This is a genomic window from Schleiferilactobacillus perolens DSM 12744 (assembly GCF_001435585.1).
Taxonomy (GTDB): domain Bacteria; phylum Bacillota; class Bacilli; order Lactobacillales; family Lactobacillaceae; genus Schleiferilactobacillus; species Schleiferilactobacillus perolens.
The window spans coordinates 222,317-247,671 of the sequence record NZ_AZEC01000004.1 but is presented as its reverse complement, the minus strand read 5'-3'; the positions used below and the strand labels follow the sequence as shown (position 1 = coordinate 247,671).

Genomic DNA, 25,355 nt, shown 5'->3' with positions numbered 1-25,355 from the left:
CTGCCAAACTGTGTGACTAGTGCTTAGTGGCGCTGGTTACTTTTACCGTTACCGTGTTTATTGCTTTGCACGATCCGAGGGCGGTTAAAGCCATCGTCACTAGCGCTGTTTGTATTGGTGCGATTATTGTTGTTATTGTTATTACGACGTTGATTACTGCGATTGTTGCCTGGTCGATGACGCGGGCCATTCATGGTCTTGCGGGGCCCGCTATAATTACCCGAATTACCATATTGGGCCATTCGTTCCTTACGTTGATCCGCCCGCTTTTGCTCTTCTGGACTCAAGACAAGTTCAAAGTTCAATTGGCGCAAGGTCACATTGGCGCTGACCAATTTCACCTTGACCGCTTGCCCAATCCGGTACATCTTGTGGGTCGATCGGCCCAGTAGTGCCAATTGTTTGTCGTCAAAGGAATAGAAGTCATCTCCGATGGTCGAAATATGGACTAAGCCTTCAACCGTATTCGGTAACGCAATAAACATTCCGAAGCTAGTCACAGAGGCAATCACTGCATCGAATTCTTCATCCACATGCTTTTCCATGTATTCCGTCTTCAACAGATCATCCACATCGCGTTCAGTATCCACCGACTTGCGTTCTTGTGTCGAAGTCTGTTCCGCAATGTCCGGCAATACTTTGTGCCATTTATCCTTCTCTGCCTGACCCTCACCACTTTGTGCATATTGGTGAATCATGCGGTGCACGATCAAGTCAGGATACCGTCGGATTGGTGACGTGAAGTGCGTGTAATACTTGGCAGCCAAACCAAAGTGGCCTAACAATTCATCGGAGTAATGCGCTTGTTTCAAGCTCCGCAGCATCATGGTATTAACCACGGCCTCTTCAGGCGTCCCTGCCACTTGGGCTAAAATATCTTGCAACGCCTTAGGCTGTACGTTTTTAGTACCGCCCTTGGGATGAATACCAAAAGCGGAAACAAATTCATAGAAGGATTGGATTCGATCTTGGTCAGGTGTTTCGTGGACCCGGTACAGGAAGGGGACATGCTGAAGATAATACTCTTTGGCCACGGTTTCGTTGGCGGCCAACATAAAGCTTTCGATCATGCGTTCCGCCGTGCCTCGTTCCCGTAAAACAATGTCCACAGGCTTGGAGTCTTTATCGACGATAATCTTGGCTTCAGTGTCCTCAAAGTCAATCGCTCCACGGCGATGGCGCATATTGAAGAGAATCTCGTGCAATTCACCCATCGTATCAAACATGTCTGTAAGTTGGCTGTACTGCTCGCGCAATGCGGGATCTCGGTCTTGAATGATCTTGTTAACATTGTTATACGTCATCCGGGCAGCCGATTTCATGACACTGGGATAAATTGTGTGTTTCACGATCTGACCCTGATCATCAATCTCCATATCGCAGGTCAAAGTTAATCGCTCAACCCCTGGATTCAGCGAACAAATGCCATTGGACAAACGGAACGGCAGCATCGGAATCACCCGATCTGCTAAATACGTACTGAAGCTGCGATCATAAGCTTCCTGGTCCAATGGCGAGCCCTCCGTGACGTAATGGGAGACGTCGGCAATGGATACCCCCAAATGGAAGTTGCCATTGGGCAGGCGCCATACTGCGACGGCATCATCAAAGTCCTTTGAGTCATCGCCATCAATAGTCACCATGGGCTGATCGGTGATATCTTTCCGGCCCACTTTGTCTTCTGGTTGGACCGTGTCTGGAATGGCATTGGCTTGATCCAATACTTCTTGCGGGAACTCGTCATGCAGCCCGTGGTCATAAACAATCGACAGAATGTCCACACCAGGTTCATTCTTATTCCCCAGTGTCTTCAAGACGATGCCTTGCATCTGAGTTGGTGTCTGAGCAGTCGGGTATTGTGTAATTTCCAGTAAGACCATGTCGCCCATCTGGGGATGAACGCCTTCACTAGAAAGAAAAATAGAATACTGTGATAACTTCTTTTCGTGACTTTGGGCATACCCAATCATGCCCGTCTTAGCGACCTCAGCATCGGAGTATTGGAAAAATTCGCCCACCAATCGGGTAATTTTACGTTCTACAACACCAGAAATGTAACCTTCTGGACCCTTCTTCTTCCATGGGTTGCCGCCGCGCACCAAGGTGACCACAACGGTGTCGCCGTCAATGGCCGTATCTGATTTGCCATTCGGGATAAAGACATCCTGCTGGTCTGGATCGTAGGAAACAAAGCCAAAGCCCTTCTCATGGGCATGAAATACCCCTGTCACGACTTCGTCCAAGGGTGCTAACTGATAGCGATTATCGTTAATCACCACAATGTGATGATCGTTTTCTAATTCCGTCACGACTTTAACAATATTCTTGAATGCCGCCGCACCGCTCATATGCATGATTCGGGCCAGTGTATCGACTGTATACTGGGCTTCTGGATTGCTTTCAAAGACATCGTAAACATTCGCGATTAATTCATCGTGTTCTTCCATAAAGTGTGTAACCGTCCTTCTTCTTATCGGGGGATATCCCCATTCTATTAAGCGAAAAAATGCCTAGTCCACGAGGGGGAACTAGGCAAAAAGAGTCATTCCATTATTTACTTGGACCCTAAAAATACCAGTATCAACGCAAACACGAAGAAGAGGAAACCGAGAACGGCGGTGACTTTCTCCATGAACGCTTCAAAACCCCGTTTTTTACTTTGGCCGAACAACTCACCAGCACCACCAGATAATGCGTTCAACGCATCCTGTTGCTTAGTGGGTTGCATCATAACAGCAATGACAATGGCAATCGAATCAATGATGAGCAGCGTCATGACGACATTATACACGAGCGAAACCTCCAAAACTTGTCCTAAATTCTCTAACCAATCGTAACACACCGATTGGGCGGCGTCTATAAGCATGTCTACCGACAGTTGCGCGATATCGTTGTAAGATGGAGATAGAGTGTTAAGGAAGGAATGAGCATGATGATATCGTTGGATTTGGTGACGTTAATGATTACTTTCTTAGTCGCAATGACACTTGCGTTTGCCTGGTTATTAGTCCGGTTGCGCGCTCAAACCATGACCACCATCCATAATCGGCTGATTCGGTTACGTCAGACACTGCATCCCCATGACCGGTATGAATTAAGTGGACCTGTGATTACCCATCGGTACTGGCAAGACTACGTGAATCATCAAGGCCTGGGGGTTGCTGAACACATCGGTCAACTGGTAATCGGTACCCTGATCGTTGTAATCACCGGTATATTTATCCCAGCTAAGTTGACGATGATCTTTTTATTCGTGCCTTTTGTCAATGCTGTGGTTTTCTATATTCACCTGCACAACCATGACGATCTCGTCAATGATTGGCCCAATCAGGTGAAGACCCACTTAATTATTCATGATCCCCATGAGTTGAATGAGTAGGCTGTGATTGTGCAGCCAGGATGGTTGCCAATTGTCGGCGCACCTGCGCCCGCATATTCTGATCCATGGTTAATATCAGTGTATCGCCCGCATGGATTAACATGTCCCCACTGGGCACGAGTTCACGTTCACCCCGACGGATAGCCACGAGCAGCGTGCCGTGAGGCCAAGTAAAGTCCCGCACAGCGATGTTATCCAGCCGGCTGCCAAGCATCACTGGTATTTCCAGATGTGCGCGTTTGCCTTGCATGGCCTGCTGTTGCTCTGGCACCTGCAATCGAGTCCGCAGGCTTTCGTAAATTGGCGCACCGCCCAATGCATCCACGACCACGTAAGCCACCAAAGACACCACGGCCAGTGGCATTAAATGGGTCAACGTCCCGACCATTTCAGTGATTAACAAGATCGCGGTAAAAGGTGCTTTCCCAATCCCGGCAAAATACCCCGCCATGGCGACGATGACAAAATTCACAAAATACTTTGGCGGCAGCCACCCGATTTGAATCATGCAGGCGGCATAAATGCCCCCAATAATCGCTCCTAGACTCAGAATGGGTAAGAAGATACCCCCGGGTAGTCCGGAACCATAGGACACCATAGACAGGCAAAAACGAACCAAGAAAAGAATGATCAACGTGCCTAAAACAGGACTCAAACGCCCAACACTTAAGATAATGGCATTCCCACCACCTAGCCACTGGGGGACAATGATTCCCACGAGAATGGTAACTAAAAATGGGACTACCCCATTTAACCAACGGGGACCAGGGATGAACCGCTGATACAATTGCGGCATCGCCAAAAGCGCTTGTTGATACACAATCCCTAACAAGCCCAAGATAACGCCTAACGCAACCAAATGGCCATACAATATCACGGGTAAACTAGCTGCGTACTGCAGATGCAACACCGGTGTTAATCCAAATACGGTGGTTGCGATCAGATTAGCGCCCACAGCACTAGCCAAACTCGCCAACCAGACCAAAGGCGAAAAGTTATGATAAACTTCCTCTAGCACAAATAATGTCCCAGCGATGGGTGCGTTAAAGGCAGCGGCCAAGCCACCGGCGGCACCACAAGCGATGGCCACCCGGCGCCGAGTACCCCGTTGTCCTGAAATCTCGGCTACACCTTGGCCAACAGCGGCGCCGAGTTGGATCGAGGGGCCTTCGCGTCCCAAGAACAGCCCCGGACCAATACTCAGGATGCCGCCAATAAATTTACGCCAGAGAATTGACCACCACGATAACGTCAGTTCATCATCCAGCTGTGCCTCAACCTGGGGAATCCCAGAACCGCTGATTTGCGGCTGCTGCTTCACAAGCAAACCAACGATCAGCGGAATCAATAAACTGCCACCAATGACGATCAACCACCAGACAACTTGCCCCTGCTGCATCTGATGGTAAGCCCAAATAGTCGCAGTCAGGGCATGCTCAATGCACCATCGAAACATACTGACCACAGCGCCAGTGATCAATCCAATCAGTAGTCCCCATAAGACGATGGTTAAACGGGTTGTATCTTTTTCCTGCTCTGTCACGTTGCGCCAATCCTCCCGAAATGAGTCCTCAAAAAAACGCCGTGCAGATACACGACGTTTTTTATTCGCTTATGCGAACAATTACTTCTTAATGTTGTAGAAGCTGTTGATGCCCTTGTATTCAGCGGCATCGCCCAGTTGATCTTCAATCCGCATTAATTGGTTGTACTTAGCGATCCGATCAGTCCGGCTCATAGAACCAGTCTTGATTTGGCCCGCATTCGTTGCAACAACTAAGTCAGCAATTGTCGTATCTTCAGTTTCACCAGAACGGTGGGAAACAATGGCAGTATAGCCAGCTTCCTTGGCCATTTCGATGGCTTCGAAGGTTTCGGTCAAAGTACCGATTTGGTTAACCTTGATCAAGATGGAGTTAGCCACGCCCATCTCAATACCCTTCTTCAGGTATTGGGTGTTTGTGACAAACAGGTCATCACCGACGATTTGGACCTTCTTGCCCAAACGAGCAGTCAAAGTCTTCCAGTCGTCCCATTCGTTTTCATCCAAGGGATCTTCAACGGAAACGATCGGATACTTGTCGATTAAGCCTTCCAGCAATGTAGTGAATTCGTCAGCAGTATAGTTCTTGCCGTCACCCTTCAATTCATATTGATGAGTTTCAGTGTTGTAGAATTCAGATGCTGCACAGTCGAAGGCAATCGAAATATCTTCACCAGGCTTGTAGCCAGCACGTTGGATGGCTTCAACCAGGATTTCAAACGGTTCCTCGTTGTTCTTCAAGTTAGGAGCGAAGCCGCCTTCGTCACCAACAGCCGTTTGGTAACCGCGTTCTTCCAATAACTTCTTCAAAACGTGGAATGTTTCTGAACCCATCCGAACTGCTTCGTGGATGGACTTAGCACCAACTGGCATGATCATGAATTCTTGGAAGTCAACGTTGTTGTCCGCGTGTGCACCACCATTGATGACATTCATCATCGGAGTGGGTAATACGTGGCCATTGGCACCGCCAAGATAAGAATACAGAGGCAGGCCTAATTCGTCAGCAGCTGCCCGAGCAGCAGCCAAGGAAACACTAAGAATAGCGTTAGCACCCAACTTGCCCTTGTTCGGTGTACCGTCCAGGTCGATCATGGCCTGATCCAGTGCGCGTTGATCAGTCACATCCATACCGATCACTTCTTTAGCGATCTTGTCGTTGACGTTACCAACAGCCTTCAAGACACCCTTGCCGCCGAAACGCTTGGGATCGCCGTCACGTAATTCAGCAGCTTCGTGTTCACCAGTAGAAGCACCAGAAGGTACGATTGCCCGGCCAAAGCCGCCAAGTTCAGTATAAACTTCTGCTTCGACAGTGGGATTGCCCCGGGAATCAAGTACTTCGCGGGCCAGTACATCAGTAATAACAGACATGTGGTTTATCTCTCCTTTTTTACTTTTGAGTAAGTTGACTCACTCTTATTTTACCGTATTTACCCCCTAGGGTAAACGCGATTTATCACAATTAGTCTTGATAATGAACTAATTGTAAGAAAGAATCAGGTTGCAATGAAGCACCGCCAACCAGGCCGCCGTCGATATCCGGTTGAGCCATTAATTCTTTGACGTTGTTTGGCTTCATAGAACCGCCGTATTGGATCCGCGTGGCATCAGCAGTCGTTTGATCATACAGTTTTGCCACTGTCTCGCGAATATGCCGGCAAACTTCCTCTGCTTGTTCAGAAGTGGCAGTTTTGCCTGTACCGATTGCCCAAATAGGTTCGTAGGCAATCACTAACTCTTTAGCCTGGTCAGCAGAAAGGCCGTTTAGGGCTGCTTCTACTTGAGTGGCTACTAAGTCTTCAGTCTCGCCAGCTTCGCGTTGATCCAGGGATTCACCAACACAGATGATCGGCTTCATACCGTTCGCAAAAACAGCCTTCGCCTTTTTATTCACATCTTCATTGGTTTCGTGGTAATAACCGCGCCGCTCGGAGTGACCAACGATAACGTACTTGACGCCTAAGTCAGCCAATACCTTCGGACTCGTTTCGCCAGTATATGCACCAGACTCATGATCATTGGCATTTTGAGCAGCCGGTACCAAGACAGAATCCTTGGCAGCGTCCACTAATGCTGTTAAATCAACAGCTGGTGCAGCAATAACAGATTCAACTTTGCTGGGGTCTGGTAATTCATTCTTAACCGCAGCCACGAACGCCCGTGTTTCGTCGGGGTTCATGTTCATCTTCCAGTTACCTGCAATAATTGGTTTACGCAATTTTGTATCGTCCTCTCGTGATTACTTGTCGGAAATGGATGCAATACCTGGTAAAGTTTTGCCTTCCAGATATTCCAGAGAAGCACCACCGCCAGTAGAGATATGCGTAATCTTGTCGGCAATACCCAACTGTTGTGCAGCCGCAGCAGAATCGCCGCCGCCGATGATGGTTGTGGCACCCTTCAAATCGCCCAGTGCTTGGCCAATTTCCAGAGTACCCTTGGCGAAGTTGCTCATTTCGAATGCACCCATTGGTCCGTTCCATACAACGGTCTTAGCGCCTTGCAGCTTGTCTTTGAACAAAGCAACAGTCTTGGGGCCAATATCCAATGCCAATTTATCAGCAGGAATATCATCGCCAACAACTTCAGTCGGTACATCATTTGAGAATTCCTTAGCAACCACGTTATCCACTGGCAATACGATCTTGTCGCCGGCTTTAGCTAACAATTGTTTTGCTAAATCTTCCTTATCGGCTTCATACAAGGACTTACCAATTGAGTGGCCTTGAGCAGCCAAGAAGGTATAAGCCATGCCGCCGCCAATGAGGATGTAGTCAGACTTAGGAATCAAGTTATCAATGACACCAATCTTGTCAGAAACCTTGGCACCACCCAAGATCGTGACAAATGGGTGAACAGGATTGTCCACGGCGTCGCCTAAGAACTTGATTTCCTTTTCCATCAGGAAGCCTGCTGCAACTGGTTTGCCAGCAGCCTTCATGGCTGTTGCAATACCAACGTTAGAAGCATGTTCCCGGTGCGCTGTCCCAAATGCATCATTGACGTATAAGTCACCCAGAGAAGCCCAATATTGACCAAGCTTAGGATCGTTCTTGGATTCACGCTTGCCAAAGTCGTTGTCAATATCTTGGAACCGGGTATTTTCCATCAAGAGAACTTGACCGTCTTGCATGTTGCTGATGGCGTCTTCCAATTCCTTGCCTTCGTTAACGGGCACGAATTCAACAGGCTTCTTCAACAATTCAGACAGACGTGCAGCAACAGGCTTCAAGCTCAATTGCGCTTTGTCTGCGTCACTCTTGATCCGGCCTAAGTGAGACAGCAAGATTGCCTTGCCGCCATGATCAATAATGTATTGGATCGTCGGCAATGCAGCGCGAATCCGGTTGTCATCACCAATCTTACCGTCCTTGATGGGCACGTTAAAGTCAACCCGCACCAAGACCTTCTTGTCTTTGACATCAACGTCAGAAACAATCAATTTTGCCATTTAAAGTAACCTCCTAAAAGTAAAGTTAAGCTTTCCAAAATAAAAGGCGAAGGGAGTGAACCTCCCTCCGCCTAAACGTTACTGCATTATCAAAGTCAGACGCTCAGATTAGAGAGTGGCAAACTTCAACAGCGTACGAATCATCTGGCAAGTGAAACCATATTCGTTGTCGTACCAAGCAACGGTCTTAACCAATTGATGGTCACCGGCAGTAACAACTTCAGTTTGGGTAGGATCGAAGATAGAACCGTATGTTGTGCCGATTACATCGGAAGATACGATTTCGTCATCGTTGTAGCCAAAGCTTTCGTTGCCTTCAGTGTGCTTCTTGATTGCAGCGTTAACTTCGTCAGCAGTTACCTTCTTGTCCAAGATAGCAACTAATTCAGTCAAGGAACCATCAACAACAGAAACACGTTGTGCATGGCCGTTCAGCTTGCCGTTCAATTCAGGAATTACCAAACCGATTGCCTTAGCGGCACCAGTGGAATGCGGAATTGTGTTAACAGCGGCAGAACGAGCAGCACGCAAGTTACCACCACGTACAGGGCCGTCAAGCAGCATCTGTGTAGAAGTATAAGCATGGATAGTCGTCATGGTACCAACGTTGATACCAAATTCATTGTTTTCGAAGAATGCCAGCGGAGCCAAGCAGTTCGTTGTGCAGGAACCTGCAGAAACGATGCGGTCTTCACTGTTCAAAGTGTCATCATTTACGTTGTAAACAATGGTCTTAGTGTCGCTGCCAGCAGGTGCAGAAATCAGAACCCGCTTTGCGCCAGCGTCCAAGTGAGCTTGTGACTTGGCTTTAGAAGTGTAGAAGCCAGTACATTCAAGAACGTATTCAACACCATCGTTCTTAACCCAAGGAATGTTTTGAGCTTGCGGTTCAGCGTAAACCCGGTACTTCTTGCCGTCAACGACGATAGAATCGTCAGTCGCACTAACTTCACCAGGGAATGTACCATGAGTGGAGTCATACTTCAGCAAGTGTGCCAGCATAGCCGGGCTGGTCAGATCGTTGATCGCAACTACTTGGATGTCATCAGACTTAGCACCTAATTCATAAATCCGACGAAAAGCTAAACGACCAATACGACCGAAACCGTTGATACCAATTTTGACAGTCATACAAAACTTCCTCCTTTAGGAAATTGAAAAATAATATTTTAAAGGGTTGCCCCGTTTAAAATCACTTTAGCGGCACCTTCATCCGTGATCAACCACGTATGATCCGGTGCACTATGCATATACGCGCGAATTGCTTTGCCTTTGGACGCGCCGCCAGCGATACAGATAATGTGCGGAATCCGTTGTAGGTCCGCCACCTGTAATCCAATTCGCGGTACTTTATAAACCACTTGGCCTGCCTCATTGAAGAAATAGCCAAACGCTTCGCCGACTGCTTGGTCCTCGCGCAACAGCTGAATGGTATCGGCATCCATCTCGCGACGCTCGGCCATGACCAGGGCGTCACCGACACTATGTACCACTGCTGTTGCATGATCAATCAGATCCAGCACCCGCCGTACACTCGGCTCTTTCAGCAACGGCTCGTAAACTTCCTCGCTTACATTATCCGGAAGATAAAGTGCGCGATGTTCACCACCGGTAGCTCGGGCCATCTCAGCACAAATTGTATTGGCTTGGATGTCCACCCGCTCACCGATGCCGCCACGGGCCGGTACAAACATCAATTGTCGGCCCTGCCCCAACTTGCGTGTTAAAGCAGTGGCAACGTGACCCATGGTGTTACCACCCATGACAGCCACAATATTCTTGCCATCCGGCAACAATGCATTCAATGTTTGACTCACCAGTTGACCCATTTCGTCAAGAATCTTCGGCTGTACATCGCAATTACCGGACACGATCATACAATGATCAATGCCCAAAGCGTCAGCCAACTGTTTCTCAGCATCATGAATACCAACTAATTGATTCATGAAGTTCTCCAATCCCTGGAGGACTTCCCGACCGCGCGGCGTGATTACCATGCCGGCGGTCGTTGCATCAATCAAACGTTGGCGGCGTAAAAAGTCCGTCTCAGTGCGCAATACCCGCTCACTGATATCGAGTTCAGCAGCCAAAGTCCGCCGACCGATCGGCGATGCCCAACTGATCATGCGTAGGACCTGATATCGTTGGCGAAGCACGGTTAGGAAATCCGGCGCGAGCGCCTCAATCCACCCTAATTCTTCGTGCACGATATCTGACCCCTCTCTGGGACGCATTATGTCCAAGGGTGTCGCAGAGCGACCCAGCAAGACAAAATTTTTTAGGGATCCAATTGCTAGGTCTTCCCTTTAACATCTCTAAATATAGCACTCAACCGACTCGTTTGCAAGCACGATGCATGGCCGCCAAATCCTTGATACACTTGGCGTTCTCGTTGTTTAACTGCACTTGTGAAGGTAAAAAATCTAGAATCATTCGTCTTTTCTTAACAAATTGTGACCTGGATGGACGATTTACGGCCCACCTGTCTAGACCTGTCGCCAACGTTCAAAAACGATCACAGGGGGCAGAAAAAAATCCGTAGCAGAATGATTCTGCTACGGATCGCTTTCAAATATATTTATGCGCTGTGGGGGAATCGAACCCTCATCTAAAGAACCGGAATCTTTCGTGCGATCCATTACACTAACAGCGCATCACTTGAAATATGATACATGATGGCGGCCCGGATTGCAAGAGTCTCCGCCGATTTTTTTCCGCCATCTGCCGCAAATGTTTGTTATGATGAAGAAGTACAGACTATGGAAGGGAGCAATCCGCATGAATAAGCATATGGCGGCCCAGGTCTTGGGCATTGTGAATGGTGTGTTGCTGATTACCACTGGTGCCATCGCGATTATTGCCGCTGGTTTGAACCTGGCTGCACCCGTCGAAAAACATGAGCGTCGTCGTTGACGACATGTTTCTTTAGTGGTAAATTAGCAGAGTACTTTAATGAGTGCTAATTATGGTTCTTTGATTACGGCACTTGGAAACGGCTGCGTCCCTGCAGTAGGAGACGTGCCCAAGCTTAAGGAGGTTCTTCTATGTTAGTCCCTACAGTTATTGAACAGACTTCTCGGGGCGAACGGGCCTACGACATTTATTCCCGTCTATTAAAGGACCGCATCATCATGCTGTCCGGCGAGGTTAATGACCAAATGGCCAATTCGATTATTGCCCAACTGCTGTTCTTGGATGCTCAAGATTCAGAAAAAGATATTTACCTATACATCAATTCTCCGGGTGGTGTCATCACTTCCGGCTTGGCAATCATGGATACTATGAACTTTGTCAAGGCAGACGTACAGACGATTGCCATCGGTATGGCGGCTTCCATGGCCTCCATCCTGTTGACGGCCGGCACGAAGGGCAAGCGTTATGCTCTGCCTAACGCCACCGTCTTAATTCACCAACCACTCGGCGGCGCCCAGGGTCAGCAAACTGATATTCAGATTGCGGCAGAAGAAATTCTGAAGACCCGGGAAAAGATTAACCAAATCTTGGCCGATACCACTGGTCAACCCATTGAAAAGATTCAGCAAGATACCGAACGGGATAACTACCTCACGGCTGAACAAGCTAAAGATTACGGTTTGATCGATCACATCATGGATCGGACAAATCCTGAAAGCAAGTAATTCGTGACCGGGTACCAATCGGTTTAATGCTTAACGAAAATGAATAAGCCCCAGAGATTTCCGTGTAAAATGGAAATCTCTGGGGCTTATTTTTTGATCCATCAGTGGGCGTCATCGAGGTGATCAAAATAGTTGTCCGGGATGTCTGCCAGATGATCGCGCACGGACAACACCGTATCCCGCATCTGCGCATACTGATCCGCCGATAACCCGATCCATTCCAGACAGGTCCCCACACGCTCATAGACTTTCTCTTGCATGGCTTGACCATGGTCCGTTAAAGCGACGTCTAATTTACGTTCATCGTTCTTAGACCGGGATCGGGTCAGCCAGCCATCTTTTTCCAGACGCTTGAGCAGCGGTGTGAGCGTACCACTGTCCAAGCCGACCCGCGCTCCCAAGTCTTTGACAGAAAGCGTGCCATACTGCCACAGGGCTAACAGAACAATGTATTGAGAATAAGTCAAAGAAAACGGGGCCAACGCCTTGGTGTAAAAATGATTAAACACCTTGTGGGCCTGGTAAATTGAAAAACACAACTGCTGATCCAGAATAATTGGCGTCGCCATAATGTTTAAGCTTCCTTTCTGTCTCCTTGCCGCAATGATTCTGCAAACGTGTTGATCTTGCGCAAGCGATGATTCACACCGGATTTTGAAACCGGTCCGTTGGGTAACATTTCTCCCAGTTCTTTCAAAGACACTTCTGGATTGGCCAAGCGGACCACTGCAATTTCGCGCAGGGACGGTGACAACTGATTCAGACCCACGGTAGCCTGAATGTATTCAATATTGTCGATCTGTTTGGCAGCAGCGTTGACCGTTTTATTCATATTAGCCGTCTCGCAATTCACCAATCGGTTAACCGAATTACGCATATCGCGGACAATGCGCACATCCTCAAACTGCAGCATGGCATTGGTGGCGCCAATCAATTGCAGAAAATCAGCGACCTGCTCGGCTTCCTTCAGATAGACAATGAATCCGCTGCGCCGCTGGGTCTCTTTGGCATTGAGATGAAACTGATGCATGACTTTCAAAAGATCTGCACTGTGATCCGCATACGTGGAGTATATCTCCAGGTGATACCGGCTGGTTTCGGGATTGTTAACCGATCCGCCGGCCAAAAACGCACCCCGCAGATAGGACCGCAACAACGGCTGGCGCTCCCAAATATCCGCTGAAATCTGGTGACTCAAATGCAACTGATCATTTTGCAAAATCGACAGATCCGTAAGTACGCGATGACTGCCGCCCTTTAACCGCACCGCGTAATTATAATTTTTCCGCAAATTCATCTTACGGCTTACCAGCAGTTCTGCCTCAACGTGATACACCTGTTTTAACAAGGCATAAATCCGCCGGGCAATCGCCGGATTCTCGGTCTGCACGCTTAACACAAATTGGTGATCCACCAACCGCAGCGCCCCATTCATGCGAATGAGCGCTGCCAGTTCAGCCCGGGCATGCTGGCGATGTACCGGCAGCAGGGTGAGCTCTTTTTTTACTTGACTGGCAAATGACGCCATTAATGCACCCAGCCCTTCTTGTCGAGTTTTGCCTGGAATGCCAGGTTCAACAGTTCTTTCGCCACTTTATCGCCGTTATGGAAAACACCCCGATCGTGCAGGGATAAAAAGTTGTCCGTAATCACGTTGCAGCCAAGCTGCCGCAACCCGGCAAAATCATGGCGCACTTGGTAGAGATATTCATCATACTTTTGCCGATCCATGTAATCCGGCGGCACCGGTTCGGTATTGACCAACACGGTGTCGATGTATTGACCGCCCAGATGCTGATCCAAGACACGCACATGATCCGCATCGGTGAAGTTTTCCGTCTCCCCCTTTTGGGTCATGATGTTACAAATATAAGTAATATTTGCCGGAGTGGTTTGTAACGCCTGATGGACATTGTCAATCATGAGATTAGGTAAAATACTGGTGAATAATGAGCCGGGACCAAGAACCACCACTTCGGCGGCCTGAATGGCATCAATGACCGGATCGGCCGCTTCTGGCGGTACACTGGGATCATCTTTTTGCGTAACCCAAACCCGTTTGATGCGCTTGCCAGCACCAGAAATTTCCGTCTCACCTTGTGCTTTAGCCCCATCAGTAAACTCAGCGTTCAACGTCAATGGCACATTGGCTACGGGATACACATGGCCATCTACTTTCATCATCGCCGCTAATTCCTGAACCGCGGTAAAAATACCGCCATCCATTTCAGCCAATGCCGTAATAATTAAGTTGCCAATCGCGTGGCCGGATAAAAAGGCATCAGAACTCTCGAAGCGATACTGAAAAATTCGTAATTCTGCTTCGGACAACTGGGATAAAGAAACCAGGACATTACGGATGTCACCAGGTGGTACGACATTAATATAATTGCGCAGCACACCGGAAGAACCGCCGTCATCTGCCACCGTGACCACCGCTGTAATATCGGCATTCTGTTGGCGCAGCGCACTCAAAATAACAGGCAGGCCCGTTCCACCGCCAATGACCACGACTTTCGGGCGGCGGCCGCGGATGACACGGATAATTCGATTATCACCATTCATGAACGGTTCACAGTCTCCTTTCGCCGGGCCATATCACGGTGGGTCACATCCACGGGATATTTCTTTCCCAAATCATCGGCTAACCGCTGAGCAATGGCCACGCTGCGGTGTTGACCGCCGGTACACCCGATGGCAATCGTCATACTGGTCTTTCCTTCCCGTTGGTAGCCGGGCATGGTTAACCATAACAAATTAAGAAATTGTTGATAAAATGCTTCGGTCTCGGGTTGCTTCATGACATAGTCGTAAACAGGTTTATCGAGTCCCGTTAACGGTTTATAAGCGGGAATATAATAAGGATTCGGTAAAAAGCGGACATCCATGACGATATCGGCGTCAATGGGCAGGCCATACTTATAGCCAAACGACATGACTTCCACATGGAAGGGCGTTTCCCCTTGTTCTTTAAAGTGCGCAAAAATATCTTCGCGCAGCTCCCGCGGCGACATATTCGAAGTATCAATCACGATTTGCGCACGATTCTTCATTTCTGTCAGTAATGTGCGTTCTTTCTTAATACCTTCCAACAGCCGCCCGTCCATTGCCAGCGGATGAGACCGGCGAGTTTCTTTGTAGCGGGCAACTAATTCCGAATTGGACGCATCCAAGAACAAGATGCGCGTGTGGGCGGTATTGGCATTGTCCAAGTCCGCCAACATCGAAATGATTTGATCGTAAAAAGCACGGGAGCGTAAATCAATGACCAGGGCAACTTTAGAAATTGTACCGGACTCTTGTACCAATTCCCAGAATTTGGGCAACAAGGAAGGTGGCATATTATCAATCACAAAATAGCCCAGGTCCTCAAAAGCCTGAGCCCCAATCGTCTTGCCGGCGCCACTCATACCGGTAATGATCACAACATCTAAGGGATTACCTGCAGACATCCAAATCCTCCTTTTCTGACTCGCTGACATTATAACACATCCGGGCGTGTCGTTTGTGTACCAAACTAATTGTTCCCAATTAAAAGAGCTGCACCCGCAACGACCCCTGGGCCATTTCGGTGCAGCTCTCTTATTCACTACTTTTTGGCCTTCACTGATGCCGACTTTTTGGTTTTTGTCAGCGTCTTTTCAGTCCTTGCTTTATCCCGTTTCAATACTGGTCCTAAATATTGACCAGTATAACTCTCTGGGACTTCAGCGACTTGTTCAGGAGTCCCTTCAGCGACCACCGTACCACCGCCGTCACCGCCCTCGGGTCCCAGATCGATCAGCCAGTCGGCACTCTTGACCACGTCAAGATTGTGTTCAATGATCAACACCGTATTGCCCTCATCGACTAACCGTTCCAAGACCACGAGCAGGCGCTTGATATCATCTGTGTGCAACCCTGTCGTGGGTTCATCCAGAATGTAGAAGTTATTTCCCGTAGACTTCTTGTAAAGTTCAGAAGCCAGCTTCATCCGCTGGGCCTCGCCACCAGAAAGGGTCGTCGCTGGCTGGCCCATTTTCACGTAACCCAGGCCCACGTCGACGATGGTTTGCAGCTTCCGGGTAATCTTGGGAATAGCCTTGAAGAAATCCAGGGCCTCTGCCACAGTCATATCCAGCACCTGGGCGATGTTTTTGCCATGATAGGTGACTTCCAGGGTTTCAGAATTGTAACGGGTCCCATGGCATACTTCACACGGTACATAAATATCCGGCAAGAAGTTCATTTCGATCCGAATGATCCCATCGCCCTTGCAGGTCTCACAGCGACCGCCCTTGACGTTAAAGCTAAAGCGGCCCTTGCTGTAGCCACGGACTTTGGCCTCGTTGGTCTTCGCAAATAGGTCGCGAATGTCGTCAAACACACTTGTATAGGTGGCCGGATTGCTCCGGGGCGTCCGACCAATGGGACTCTGGTCAATATCCACGAGTTTTTCGATATTTTTATATCCAGAAATTGACTTGTACTTCCCAGCCTTGTGGGAGTTACGGTTAAGTTTCTGGGCCAATGCCCGTTTCAAAATCTGGTTGACCAGCGTGGACTTGCCTGAACCGGATACACCAGTCACCACGATAAACTTACCTAACGGAAAGTCTACATCAATGCCTTTCAGATTGTTCTCTGCGGCCCCGGTAATTCGAATCTTCTTGCCATTACCGGATCGCCGGGTAAGCGGTACCGGCACGAATTTCTTACCAGCTAAGTATTGTCCCGTGAGCGACTTGGGATCTTTAGCAACTTGTGCCGGGGTCCCAGCTGCCATGACACGGCCGCCCTTTTCGCCGGCACCCGGGCCAATATCAATCAGATAATCCGCCGCCCGCATGGTGTCCTCATCGTGCTCGACGACGATCAGGGTATTTCCCAGATCTCGCATTTTCTTTAAAGAAGAAATCAAACGGTCATTATCGCGCTGATGTAACCCAATTGACGGTTCATCCAAGATATAAAGGACGCCAGAAAGGTTAGAACCAATTTGGGTGGCCAACCGAATTCGCTGCGCTTCCCCGCCAGATAATGTGCCAGCAGAACGGGACAAAGTTAAGTAATCCAATCCCACGTTGCGCAAGAAAGTCAGCCGATCGCGGACTTCTTTCAGGATCGGTTTTGCGATCACCGTCTCCTGTTCAGACAGTTTAACGTGTTGGAAAAATGGCAGTGCGTCCTTGATGGACAGATCCGATACATCCGCGATGTCTTCGCCATCCAATTTTACAGATAACGCCTGTCGGTTCAGCCGCTTGCCATGGCAAGTCGGACAAGTCAACTCGGTCATGTATTGCCGCATCTGTTCGCGCGTGAAGTCGCTGTTGGTATCCCGATAACGACGGGAGACATTAGAGAGCACCCCTTCAAAGGCGACATCCACATCCCGCACACCACCAAAATCGTTTTCATAATGGAAATGGAATTCCTTGCCCGCTGAGCCATTCAAAACAAGCTCCCGATCTTTCTTCGGTAGTTTCTTAAACGGAGTATCCATGTCCACATGGAACGCCTTGGCAGCTTGTTCCAATAATTCCGGATAGTATTGCGAACTAATTGGATTCCAAGGGGCTAAGGCACCCTCCCGCAGGGTCTTGGTATCATCAGGAATCACCAGATCAGGATCGACGGAAAGTTTCATACCAAGGCCGTCACAGTCAGGGCAGGCACCAAACGGCGCATTGAAAGAAAATAAGCGCGGCTCCAACTCACCCACGGTAAACCCACAGATTGGGCAGGCATAGTGCTCTGAGAATACCAACGGTTCGCCACCGATGACATCCACATTAGCATAACCATCAGACAAGCGCAGTGCAGCTTCCAGTGAATCAAAAAGACGTGAACGGACATTGGGCCGCACAACAATTCGGTCCACAACAATGTCCACATCATGCTTTTTGTTCTTTTCTAATTCTGGTGCTTCACTAATGTCGTAAGTCTCACCATCGACGCGAATCCGGACGTAACCTTCGCGCTTGACCCGAGCAAATTCCTTCTGCTGGGTACCCTTCTTTTGCCGAACAATCGGCGACATGATCTGAATCCGCGAACCTTCAGGCAAATTGAGTACTCGGGCCGCCATTTGATCCACAGATTGACTCTGAATAGGAGTGCCGTCATTCGGACAAATGGGATGCCCCACCCGCGCCCATAAGAGCCGTAAATAGTCGTTAATTTCAGTAACTGTTCCCACGGTTGAACGCGGATTTTTCGATGTCGTCTTTTGATCAATCGAAATAGCCGGTGATAAACCGTCAATGCTGTCCACATCCGGCTTTTGCATCTGGCCTAAAAATTGTCGAGCATAAGCTGACAAGCTCTCAACGTAGCGCCGCTGTCCCTCGGCATATAGCGTATCAAATGCCAATGAACTCTTGCCCGAACCGGACAAACCGGTCACTACGACCAACTTGTCACGCGGAATGGTCACATCAATATCTTTAAGATTGTGCGCGCGGGCACCGTGTATCACAATTTTGTCGTTCGCCATATGTTTAATCCACTTCTGCTTTCAATTCTAGAATTGTATCCCGTAAGGTGGCTGCTGACTCAAAGTCTAACTTCTTCGCTGCCGCCTGCATTTGTTCTGTGAGGTTCTTGATCAGTTCAGTCCGCTCTTTCTTCGTCATGTTGCTCAGATCAATGTCGCTGGTCTTGGTCTCTTCATCCGCCACATCGACAGACTTGACCACCGAGATGGCGTCCCGAATTGGCTTCACAATCGTGGTTGGAGTGACATGATGTTCCTCATTGAAGGCTTCCTGTACTTCCCGTCGATGCCGGGTTTTATCAATCGCGCCCTTCATCGAATCAGTCACAGAGTCTGCATACATAATTACTTTACCATGGACATTACGCGATGCTCGGCCGATGATCTGGGTCAAGGATTGTTCAGACCGTAAGAATCCCTCTTTATCAGCATCCAAAATAGCAATCAGGGACACTTCTGGGACATCAATTCCTTCTCGCAACAAATTGATCCCAATTAAGACATCAAAAACGCCTAGTCGCAAGTCGCGGATGATTTGCGTCCGTTCCAAAGTTTTGATATCCGAGTGCAGATAACGAACTTTCAGACCCATTTCTTTCAGATAATCGGTCAAATCCTCGGCCATCTTCTTGGTCATGGTCGTGACAAAGACCCGCTCGTGCTTCTCCACTCGTTTGTTGATCTCACCAACCAAGTCATCAATTTGGCCCATGATCGGCCGCACTTCGATGACTGGATCCAAAAGTCCCGTCGGCCGAATAATTTGCGGCACATGATCCTCGGACCGGTCGACTTCATAAGGGCCAGGAGTGGCTGAGACGTAGAGGATGCGTTTGACGTGTTCTTCAAATTCATTCAATTTCAACGGCCGATTATCCCGCGCAGAAGGCAGACGGAAGCCATAGTCCACTAACATTTGTTTCCGCGCCCGATCCCCATTGTACATGCCCCGAATTTGCGGCATCGTGACATGGGATTCATCAATCATAATATTGAAATCCTTCGGGAAGAAATCAATCAGTGTGTGTGGCGGAACGCCAGGGGCGCGCCCTTCTAGCGGCGCAGAGTAGTTTTCGATTCCGTTGGTATAGCCCATTTCGCGCATCATATCAATGTCGTAATTGGTCCGTTGTTCCAACCGTTGAGCCTCGAGTAATTTACCATTGTCCCGGAACCACTTCAGACGATCCTTCAGTTCATCTTGAATCCGTTTGATGGCACCTTCCATTTGCTCATCATTGGTCATGAAGTGGGTCGCCGGGAAGATGGATACTTGGTCTCGTTCACCAATTATTTCACCCGTCAATGCATCGACTTCGACAATTCGGTCAATTTCATCACCAAAAAATTCGACCCGAATCGCATTCTCGTCCTGGGAAGCCGGGAAAATCTCCACAACATCTCCCCGGACCCGGAAACGGCCCCGTTGGAAATCAATATCATTTCGTTCAAACTGGATACCGACTAATTCTCGCAGGAGCGTATTCCGATCGATTTCCATACCAGCTCGTAATGAAATTACGCTTTTCGCATATTCCACCGGGTCGCCTAAGCCAAAGATACAGGAGACGCTGGCTACCACGATCACGTCGTTTCGTTCCAATAAAGCACTGGTGGCTGAATGACGCAGTTTATCAATTTCATCATTGATGCTGGCATCCTTCTCGATGTATGTGTCGCTGGAGGGCACATACGCCTCAGGTTGGTAATAATCATAATAACTGACGAAATATTCCACTGCATTATGAGGGAAGAACTCTTTGAATTCTCCGTAGAGTTGACCGGCCAGCGTCTTGTTATGTGAAATGACCAACGTCGGCTTGTTGAGATTGGCAATGACGTTAGCCATGGTGAAGGTTTTACCGGTCCCGGTAGCCCCTTCCAGAACCACCTGCTTTTCGCCTTTGTTAAAATCTTTTGTAATTCGACTAATGGCCGCGCCTTGGTCGCCGGCGGGCTGATACTTTGAGACTAATTGAAAGGGACGATCTGCTTGGCGAGTGATCAAAAAAATTCCTCCTCCACAATTACGCTATTGCACAAAATGAGAAAATGAAACGCACAAGCTGGCGAGAGCTTCTGCGCTAAAAACGATTAATATACGAGGCAGGTTGGCAAACCTTAGCCGCACCACCTGATAATTCACTAGCCGTATTGTACCACGACGAACATACTTTCGCCAGATGGTTGCTCACAAGTAAAAACTGTCTGGGCAACCAATCCCCCATTGAGATGGTCATCCAGACAGTTTACAAAAACAAATTATTGTTCCTTGGCAAAGTGATATTCAGGCATGATTTCTTTGGTGATTTTAGCCAACTTGTCTCGATCAGTGAAATCTTCATTCAGCAAATCAGGTAAGACATTGGTCAAGAAATATTGCACAGAAGGCATTTCTTTGAACGCGACAATGGTCGTTAAGCTTTCTCGGAAAATGTCACTATAAACAGTTTCTGGATTGCCCTTTTGGATTTCCCCAAATGACTCATAGAGCAAGTCCACCTTATCAGCGACGGAAAGAATCTTGCCTTCAAGTGAATCATCTTTGCCTTCTCCTAACCGCCGCCGATAAATATTTTGCAACTCGCTAGGAATTTCATTCTGGATAAAATTCTCCGTCATGTGCGTCTCCACACGGGCCAGCATGTGCCGTAATTCCTTGGTGGCATATTTGACAGGTGTCTTGATGTCACCGATGAACCGTTCAGTATAATCATGGTTTAACGATTTTTCATAGAGCATTTTCCAATCGATCTTGTTGCCGTGTAGTTCCTCAATGTCGCCCAGCATCTGGGCAATGGCAGCAACTTTGAATGAATGGGCCGCCACCGAATGTTGTTGATACTTGAAGAAACCCGGTGCCCGATCCAACCATTCCAAATTCGTCAAACCCGTGATGTACTGATGCAGACCCATGCTGACCACTCCTTCATAGACTTAGTTAAATTGTTGATAGCTTACCACTCTAAGGAAGCAGTAGCAAGGCGCTCTGACATTAGAAAAAGGGACTAGGATCAAATTTTGTCCTAGTCCCTACTCCGGATAGTTTATTCCTTCGCAAAAGCATCTAGTGCTTTTTCAAATTCATCTAACCGCTTGTGGGCGGCGTCTTGGGAATCAGCTTGGGTACCGACGTAGTATTTGATCTTGGGTTCGGTGCCGGAAGGACGAATGGCGATCCAAGTACCATCAGCCAAGATGAACTTCAATACGTTGGACTTAGGTAGCGTGAGTTTTTCTTGACTACCATCCGCCAATTTGGCAATCCCGGTCAAATAGTCCTCAGTCCGGGTGACTTTCACATTGGCAAATTCTGCGGGTTCTTCTTCACGGAATTTGGTCATCAAGGCACTCATTTCTTCTCCACCCTTGATTCCTGGGAAGTCTTGAGAAACTGTCTTCTCGGCAAAGTAACCATATTCCTTGTACAGATCCTGCAGGCCATCATACAATGTCTTACCTTGGTGCCGATAGAATGCAGCGACTTCAGCCAGCAGCAAAGTGGCCTGCATGGCATCCTTGTCGCGAACAAACGGTTTGATCAAATAGCCGTAACTCTCTTCGAAGCCAAACAAGAATTCATGTTCATGGGTTTCCTCAAAGTGTTCAATCTGTTCGGCAATAAACTTGAAACCAGTCTCCACATTGATCATCGTCATGCCGAAGCTTTCGGCAATCTTCGTTGCCAGCTCTGTGGAAACAAAGGACTTCACAACAGCCCCATTCTTCGGTAACGTACCAGCGTTCTTCCGGGCAGTCAAAATATAGTGCAGCATGATGCTGGCGATCTGGTTACCCGTTAACAGTTGATATTCACCATTGGGCAGGCGCACCGCGGTGCCTAAACGATCCGCATCGGGGTCTGTAGCGATTAAGACATCCGCATGTTCCTCTTTACCCAATTTAATAGCTAAATCAAACGTCTGCGGAAATTCAGGGTTCGGGAATGGTGTAGTCGGGAATTCTGGATCCAAAATTGCCTGTTTCGGCACGATCCGCACTGCCTGGAAACCAGCACCTTGCAATACGCGTTGGGCCAATACTTTACCTGTCCCGTGCAATGGGCTGTAAATTAACTTCATGTCTTTGCCGTCACTGGCAATCAAATCAGGATTAATGGTGACTGACTTCAGGGCGTCCAGATAGGCCTCATCCACATCTTCACCAATGAGATGCATAACCTTTTCTTCCCGCAATTTAGTTTCTTGAATGACCGGAATGTGGAATAAGTCAGTCACTTCGCGAATGTACTTAGTAATCGTATCGGCTTCTTCCGGTGGCATTTGACCACCATCTGGGCCATAAATCTTATACCCATTGTATTGTTTCGGGTTGTGACTGGCCGTGATCATAATCCCAGCATAAGTGTGTAAGTGGCGAATTGAAAACGACAGTTCTGGTGTCGGGCGTAAAGAATCAAAAACGTATGAAGGAATGTTGTGCGCACCGAGAACGCGCGCAGACTCGTGAGCAAACTCTTGGGAATGATAACGGGAATCGAAACTGATCGCGACACCCTGCTGCTTCTTCTCGGCGGGTAATTTATCCATGAAGCGCGCCAACCCCTCAGTAGCTTGTCGCACCGTATAAATGTTCATCCGATTGATACCAGGACCCATGACTCCGCGCATTCCTGCTGTACCAAACTCCATCGGGGCAGTAAATGCATCCTCTAAATCGTCGGTATGTCCAGCCATTTGCGCCAATTCCTCCGCAATATCCGGAGTTAGATCAGCCTTTTGCCATTGTTCATAATTATCTTGCCAGCTCATCACGAACGGCCTCCTTTATTCAGCCTTGTGCAAAATATATTTTTGTTTACGCTTTTATTATACATGGTTCTGTAACTTAGGTAATGCAAAAGGCCCTGTAATTTTGAAAACAGTGGTAATCGAGCTTAATTTTATTTCCCGGGAAATAAAAAAAGCCAGTGAATCAAACTTCACTGACTAAAACCTAATTAATTATTGAGCGTTTTGTTGAACAGCAGCCGTCTTGTCTCCCAATTCCTGAATATAATGGAAAACCTGTTGACCAGCAATGCCGCCTTCACCGACTGCGGTTGTGATTTGCCGTAAATCTTTAGCCCGGGCATCACCCACTGCAAAGACACCAGGTACTTTTGTCCGCATATGATCGTCTGTGAGGATCCAACCATGGTCATCCAGAATGGGTAAATTCTTGAATGAATCTGTCATTGGCTTGACGCCGACATAGATAAACACGCCGCCCACAGGAATATGCTTCTCTTCCCCAGTCACCTTATCTTTGTAAGTCACACCAGTCACTTTTTTGCCATCACCGTCGATGGATTGTAACTGCGTGTTCCATACAAAATGCATATGATCATTGGCAAATGCGCGGTGTTGCAATACTTGCTGCGCACGCAATTGATCCCGACGATGCATGACAAAAACATCGGGCGATAACTGAGCCAAGTAGAGGCCTTCTTCAACAGCAGAGTCGCCACCGCCAATCACGGCTAACGGTTGACCCTTGAAGAAAGCACCATCACAGACCGCACAGTACGATACGCCCCGGCCAGAGTATTCTTCCTCACCAGGAACACCCACTTTGCGATGTTCTGCCCCTGTAGCCAGTACAACTGCCTTGGCCCGATAATCGTCTTCATCGGTGTGAATGAGTTTCGTATCGCCTTCATCTTCAATGCTGGCGACTTCACCATAGGCATATTCCACCCCGGCGTTGGTCGCAGTAGCGTACATCTTCTCACCCAACTCAGGCCCCAGCACACTGGTAAACCCAGGGTAGTTCTCAATTGACGCCGTGTTGTTCATTTGGCCCCCGTAAATCCCGCGGTCCAACATCACAACCCGCAGATTAGAACGAGCAGCGTACAAAGCGGCAGTCATCCCACCAGGACCTGCACCGATCACGACGACATCATATTCTTTGGCCATGGACAACACTCCTTACTAAAAGTTAGTACAACATTCAATATACCTGATTAACCCATAAAAGTCTAGCCGGTTGTTTAGTCAGCCATGCGTTGGCGTAAATATGCCCGCAACGGTTCGGCCGTATCTGGATCTTTCAAGGCTAAAGCAATATTAGCCTTGAGCAGGCCCAAATGTCCATCAATATTTTGATGGGCGCCAGTATAGGCCAGTCCGCTCAGACAATCTTGCGCTGCCAGTGCATTCAATGCTGCCGCAAATTGGTTCTCGGACACTGGCAGTTGATTGAGTTGCTCAAAAATATCCGCAGAAAAGACATACCGACCTAATACAGCGTCCTGCTGCGTACCATTCGCTATGGGCTGCTTCTCATGAATCTGGGCAATTGGCCGCACGTGATTAATTGCCTGTGTATCTGCTTGCCAATCAATCACGCCATAATACTGGCTCTCGGTCACTGGAATAGGCACAGACGCCAGTACATGCCGGCCAGTTTGTTGATGGATCTGCCACAAATCTTGCAGCAAATGCCCTTCCACAGGCAGCACGTCATCAGACAACACAAAGTAAAAGTCTTCACCATCCACGAAATCACTAGCCAGTTGCAGTGCTGAGCCGATGCCTAAAGCGGCTTTTTGATGGATGAAGTACAGATTCACTGCAGTGGATCCTGCCAAGTCACGTAACTGGGCAGTGTCTCCCTTCACTTTTAAGGCCCTTTCCAGTTCAGGGGCTGAATCAAAATAGTCCTCAATCGCCTGTTTGCTCTTACCGGATACAATTAATATATCAGACACCCCGGCCGCGTGTAATTCTCGGACAATATAATCAATTACGGGGCGGCCGCCAATGGGTAAAATCTCTTTGGCCACCGCTTTTGTCATTGGTAATAATGATGCACCAATCCCGCCAGCGGCAATCACTGCTTTTACCATGGACACCCTA

Annotated in this window: 21 protein-coding genes and 1 tRNA gene; 3 read left to right on the top strand and 19 right to left on the bottom strand. The window is 48.3% G+C overall.

What is annotated here, in order from left to right:
• Positions 1-23: 23 nt before the first annotated feature.
• Together rnr and secG are read right to left on the bottom strand one after the other, a co-directional pair.
• A complete protein-coding gene (rnr, locus tag FD09_RS06395; protein WP_083487608.1) occupies positions 24-2,447 on the bottom strand; it encodes a ribonuclease R in 2,424 nt (807 codons plus the stop codon).
• Positions 2,448-2,554: 107 nt separating this feature from the next.
• Positions 2,555-2,791 (bottom strand): preprotein translocase subunit SecG, encoded by a 237-nt coding sequence (secG, locus tag FD09_RS06390; protein ID WP_057819495.1) that lies wholly within the window; start codon positions 2,789-2,791, stop codon positions 2,555-2,557.
• A gap of 138 nt (positions 2,792-2,929) precedes the next feature.
• On the opposite strand from secG, the gene FD09_RS06385 reads away from it, so the two are divergent.
• Entirely contained in the window at positions 2,930-3,379 is a 450-nt protein-coding gene (locus tag FD09_RS06385) for a hypothetical protein (RefSeq protein WP_057819494.1), read from the top strand.
• Here FD09_RS06385 and FD09_RS06380 read toward each other — a convergent pair.
• The 7 genes from FD09_RS06380 to FD09_RS06350 all read right to left on the bottom strand — a co-directional run bounded on the left by FD09_RS06380 (position 3,348) and on the right by FD09_RS06350 (position 11,029).
• Positions 3,348-4,922: a ClC family H(+)/Cl(-) exchange transporter gene (locus FD09_RS06380; RefSeq protein ID WP_057819492.1), complete on the bottom strand. Its 1,575-nt coding sequence runs from the start codon at positions 4,920-4,922 to the stop codon at positions 3,348-3,350. The two genes, FD09_RS06385 and FD09_RS06380, sit on opposite strands and share 32 nt — an antisense overlap.
• Before the next feature lie 81 nt (positions 4,923-5,003).
• Positions 5,004-6,296 carry a phosphopyruvate hydratase gene (eno, locus tag FD09_RS06375; RefSeq protein WP_057819491.1) on the bottom strand — a complete coding sequence of 431 codons (1,293 nt, stop codon included), beginning with the start codon at positions 6,294-6,296 and terminating at the stop codon, positions 5,004-5,006.
• 91 nt (positions 6,297-6,387) lie between these two features.
• Positions 6,388-7,143 (bottom strand): triose-phosphate isomerase, encoded by a 756-nt coding sequence (tpiA, locus tag FD09_RS06370; protein WP_057819489.1) that lies wholly within the window; start codon positions 7,141-7,143, stop codon positions 6,388-6,390.
• Positions 7,144-7,164: 21 nt separating this feature from the next.
• Positions 7,165-8,376: a phosphoglycerate kinase gene (locus FD09_RS06365; RefSeq protein ID WP_057819487.1), complete on the bottom strand. Its 1,212-nt coding sequence runs from the start codon at positions 8,374-8,376 to the stop codon at positions 7,165-7,167.
• A gap of 108 nt (positions 8,377-8,484) precedes the next feature.
• A complete protein-coding gene (gene gap, locus FD09_RS06360) occupies positions 8,485-9,507 on the bottom strand; it encodes a type I glyceraldehyde-3-phosphate dehydrogenase (RefSeq protein WP_057819485.1) in 1,023 nt (340 codons plus the stop codon).
• Between the two features lie 38 nt (positions 9,508-9,545).
• Positions 9,546-10,583 carry a sugar-binding transcriptional regulator gene (locus FD09_RS06355; RefSeq protein WP_057819482.1) on the bottom strand — a complete coding sequence of 346 codons (1,038 nt, stop codon included), beginning with the start codon at positions 10,581-10,583 and terminating at the stop codon, positions 9,546-9,548.
• Between the two features lie 374 nt (positions 10,584-10,957).
• A tRNA-Arg gene (locus FD09_RS06350) sits at positions 10,958-11,029 on the bottom strand.
• 125 nt (positions 11,030-11,154) lie between these two features.
• On the opposite strand from FD09_RS06350, the gene FD09_RS16905 reads away from it, so the two are divergent.
• Complete coding sequence (locus FD09_RS16905) at positions 11,155-11,289, top strand: hypothetical protein (protein WP_268873284.1); 135 nt, start codon at positions 11,155-11,157, stop codon at positions 11,287-11,289.
• 131 nt (positions 11,290-11,420) lie between these two features.
• Positions 11,421-12,014 carry an ATP-dependent Clp endopeptidase proteolytic subunit ClpP gene (clpP, locus tag FD09_RS06345; RefSeq protein ID WP_057819480.1) on the top strand — a complete coding sequence of 198 codons (594 nt, stop codon included), beginning with the start codon at positions 11,421-11,423 and terminating at the stop codon, positions 12,012-12,014.
• 101 nt (positions 12,015-12,115) lie between these two features.
• Here clpP and FD09_RS06340 read toward each other — a convergent pair whose 3' ends face one another.
• The 10 genes from FD09_RS06340 to FD09_RS06295 form a co-directional block, all read right to left on the bottom strand.
• A complete protein-coding gene (locus FD09_RS06340) occupies positions 12,116-12,583 on the bottom strand; it encodes a MarR family winged helix-turn-helix transcriptional regulator (protein WP_057819478.1) in 468 nt (155 codons plus the stop codon).
• Between the two features lie 5 nt (positions 12,584-12,588).
• Positions 12,589-13,542: a DNA-binding protein WhiA gene (gene whiA / locus FD09_RS06335; protein ID WP_057819476.1), complete on the bottom strand. Its 954-nt coding sequence runs from the start codon at positions 13,540-13,542 to the stop codon at positions 12,589-12,591.
• The gene (locus tag FD09_RS06330) at positions 13,542-14,579 is read right to left on the bottom strand and encodes a gluconeogenesis factor YvcK family protein (protein WP_057819475.1); all 1,038 of its coding nucleotides are present in this window, start codon (positions 14,577-14,579) and stop codon (positions 13,542-13,544) included. Before FD09_RS06330 ends, whiA begins: the two co-directional genes overlap by 1 nt.
• Positions 14,576-15,466, bottom strand: coding sequence for an RNase adapter RapZ (gene rapZ / locus FD09_RS06325; protein ID WP_057819473.1), 891 nt, complete (start codon positions 15,464-15,466; stop codon positions 14,576-14,578). The genes FD09_RS06330 and rapZ overlap by 4 nt, the downstream gene beginning before the upstream one ends.
• Before the next feature lie 137 nt (positions 15,467-15,603).
• On the bottom strand, positions 15,604-18,492 hold the full coding sequence (gene uvrA, locus FD09_RS06320; protein WP_057819471.1) for an excinuclease ABC subunit UvrA: 2,889 nt from the start codon (positions 18,490-18,492) through the stop codon (positions 15,604-15,606).
• Between the two features lie 4 nt (positions 18,493-18,496).
• Positions 18,497-20,500: an excinuclease ABC subunit UvrB gene (gene uvrB / locus FD09_RS06315; protein ID WP_057819470.1), complete on the bottom strand. Its 2,004-nt coding sequence runs from the start codon at positions 20,498-20,500 to the stop codon at positions 18,497-18,499.
• A gap of 254 nt (positions 20,501-20,754) precedes the next feature.
• Entirely contained in the window at positions 20,755-21,408 is a 654-nt protein-coding gene (locus FD09_RS06310) for a YfbR-like 5'-deoxynucleotidase (protein ID WP_057819468.1), read from the bottom strand.
• A gap of 131 nt (positions 21,409-21,539) precedes the next feature.
• A complete protein-coding gene (locus tag FD09_RS06305; RefSeq protein ID WP_057819466.1) occupies positions 21,540-23,264 on the bottom strand; it encodes a phospho-sugar mutase in 1,725 nt (574 codons plus the stop codon).
• 192 nt (positions 23,265-23,456) lie between these two features.
• Positions 23,457-24,413, bottom strand: a complete 957-nt coding sequence (trxB, locus tag FD09_RS06300) for a thioredoxin-disulfide reductase (RefSeq protein WP_057819464.1) — start codon at positions 24,411-24,413, stop codon at positions 23,457-23,459.
• A 74-nt stretch (positions 24,414-24,487) separates the two neighbouring features.
• Positions 24,488-25,345 carry a sugar phosphate nucleotidyltransferase gene (locus FD09_RS06295; protein WP_057819463.1) on the bottom strand — a complete coding sequence of 286 codons (858 nt, stop codon included), beginning with the start codon at positions 25,343-25,345 and terminating at the stop codon, positions 24,488-24,490.
• Positions 25,346-25,355: the final 10 nt, after the last annotated feature.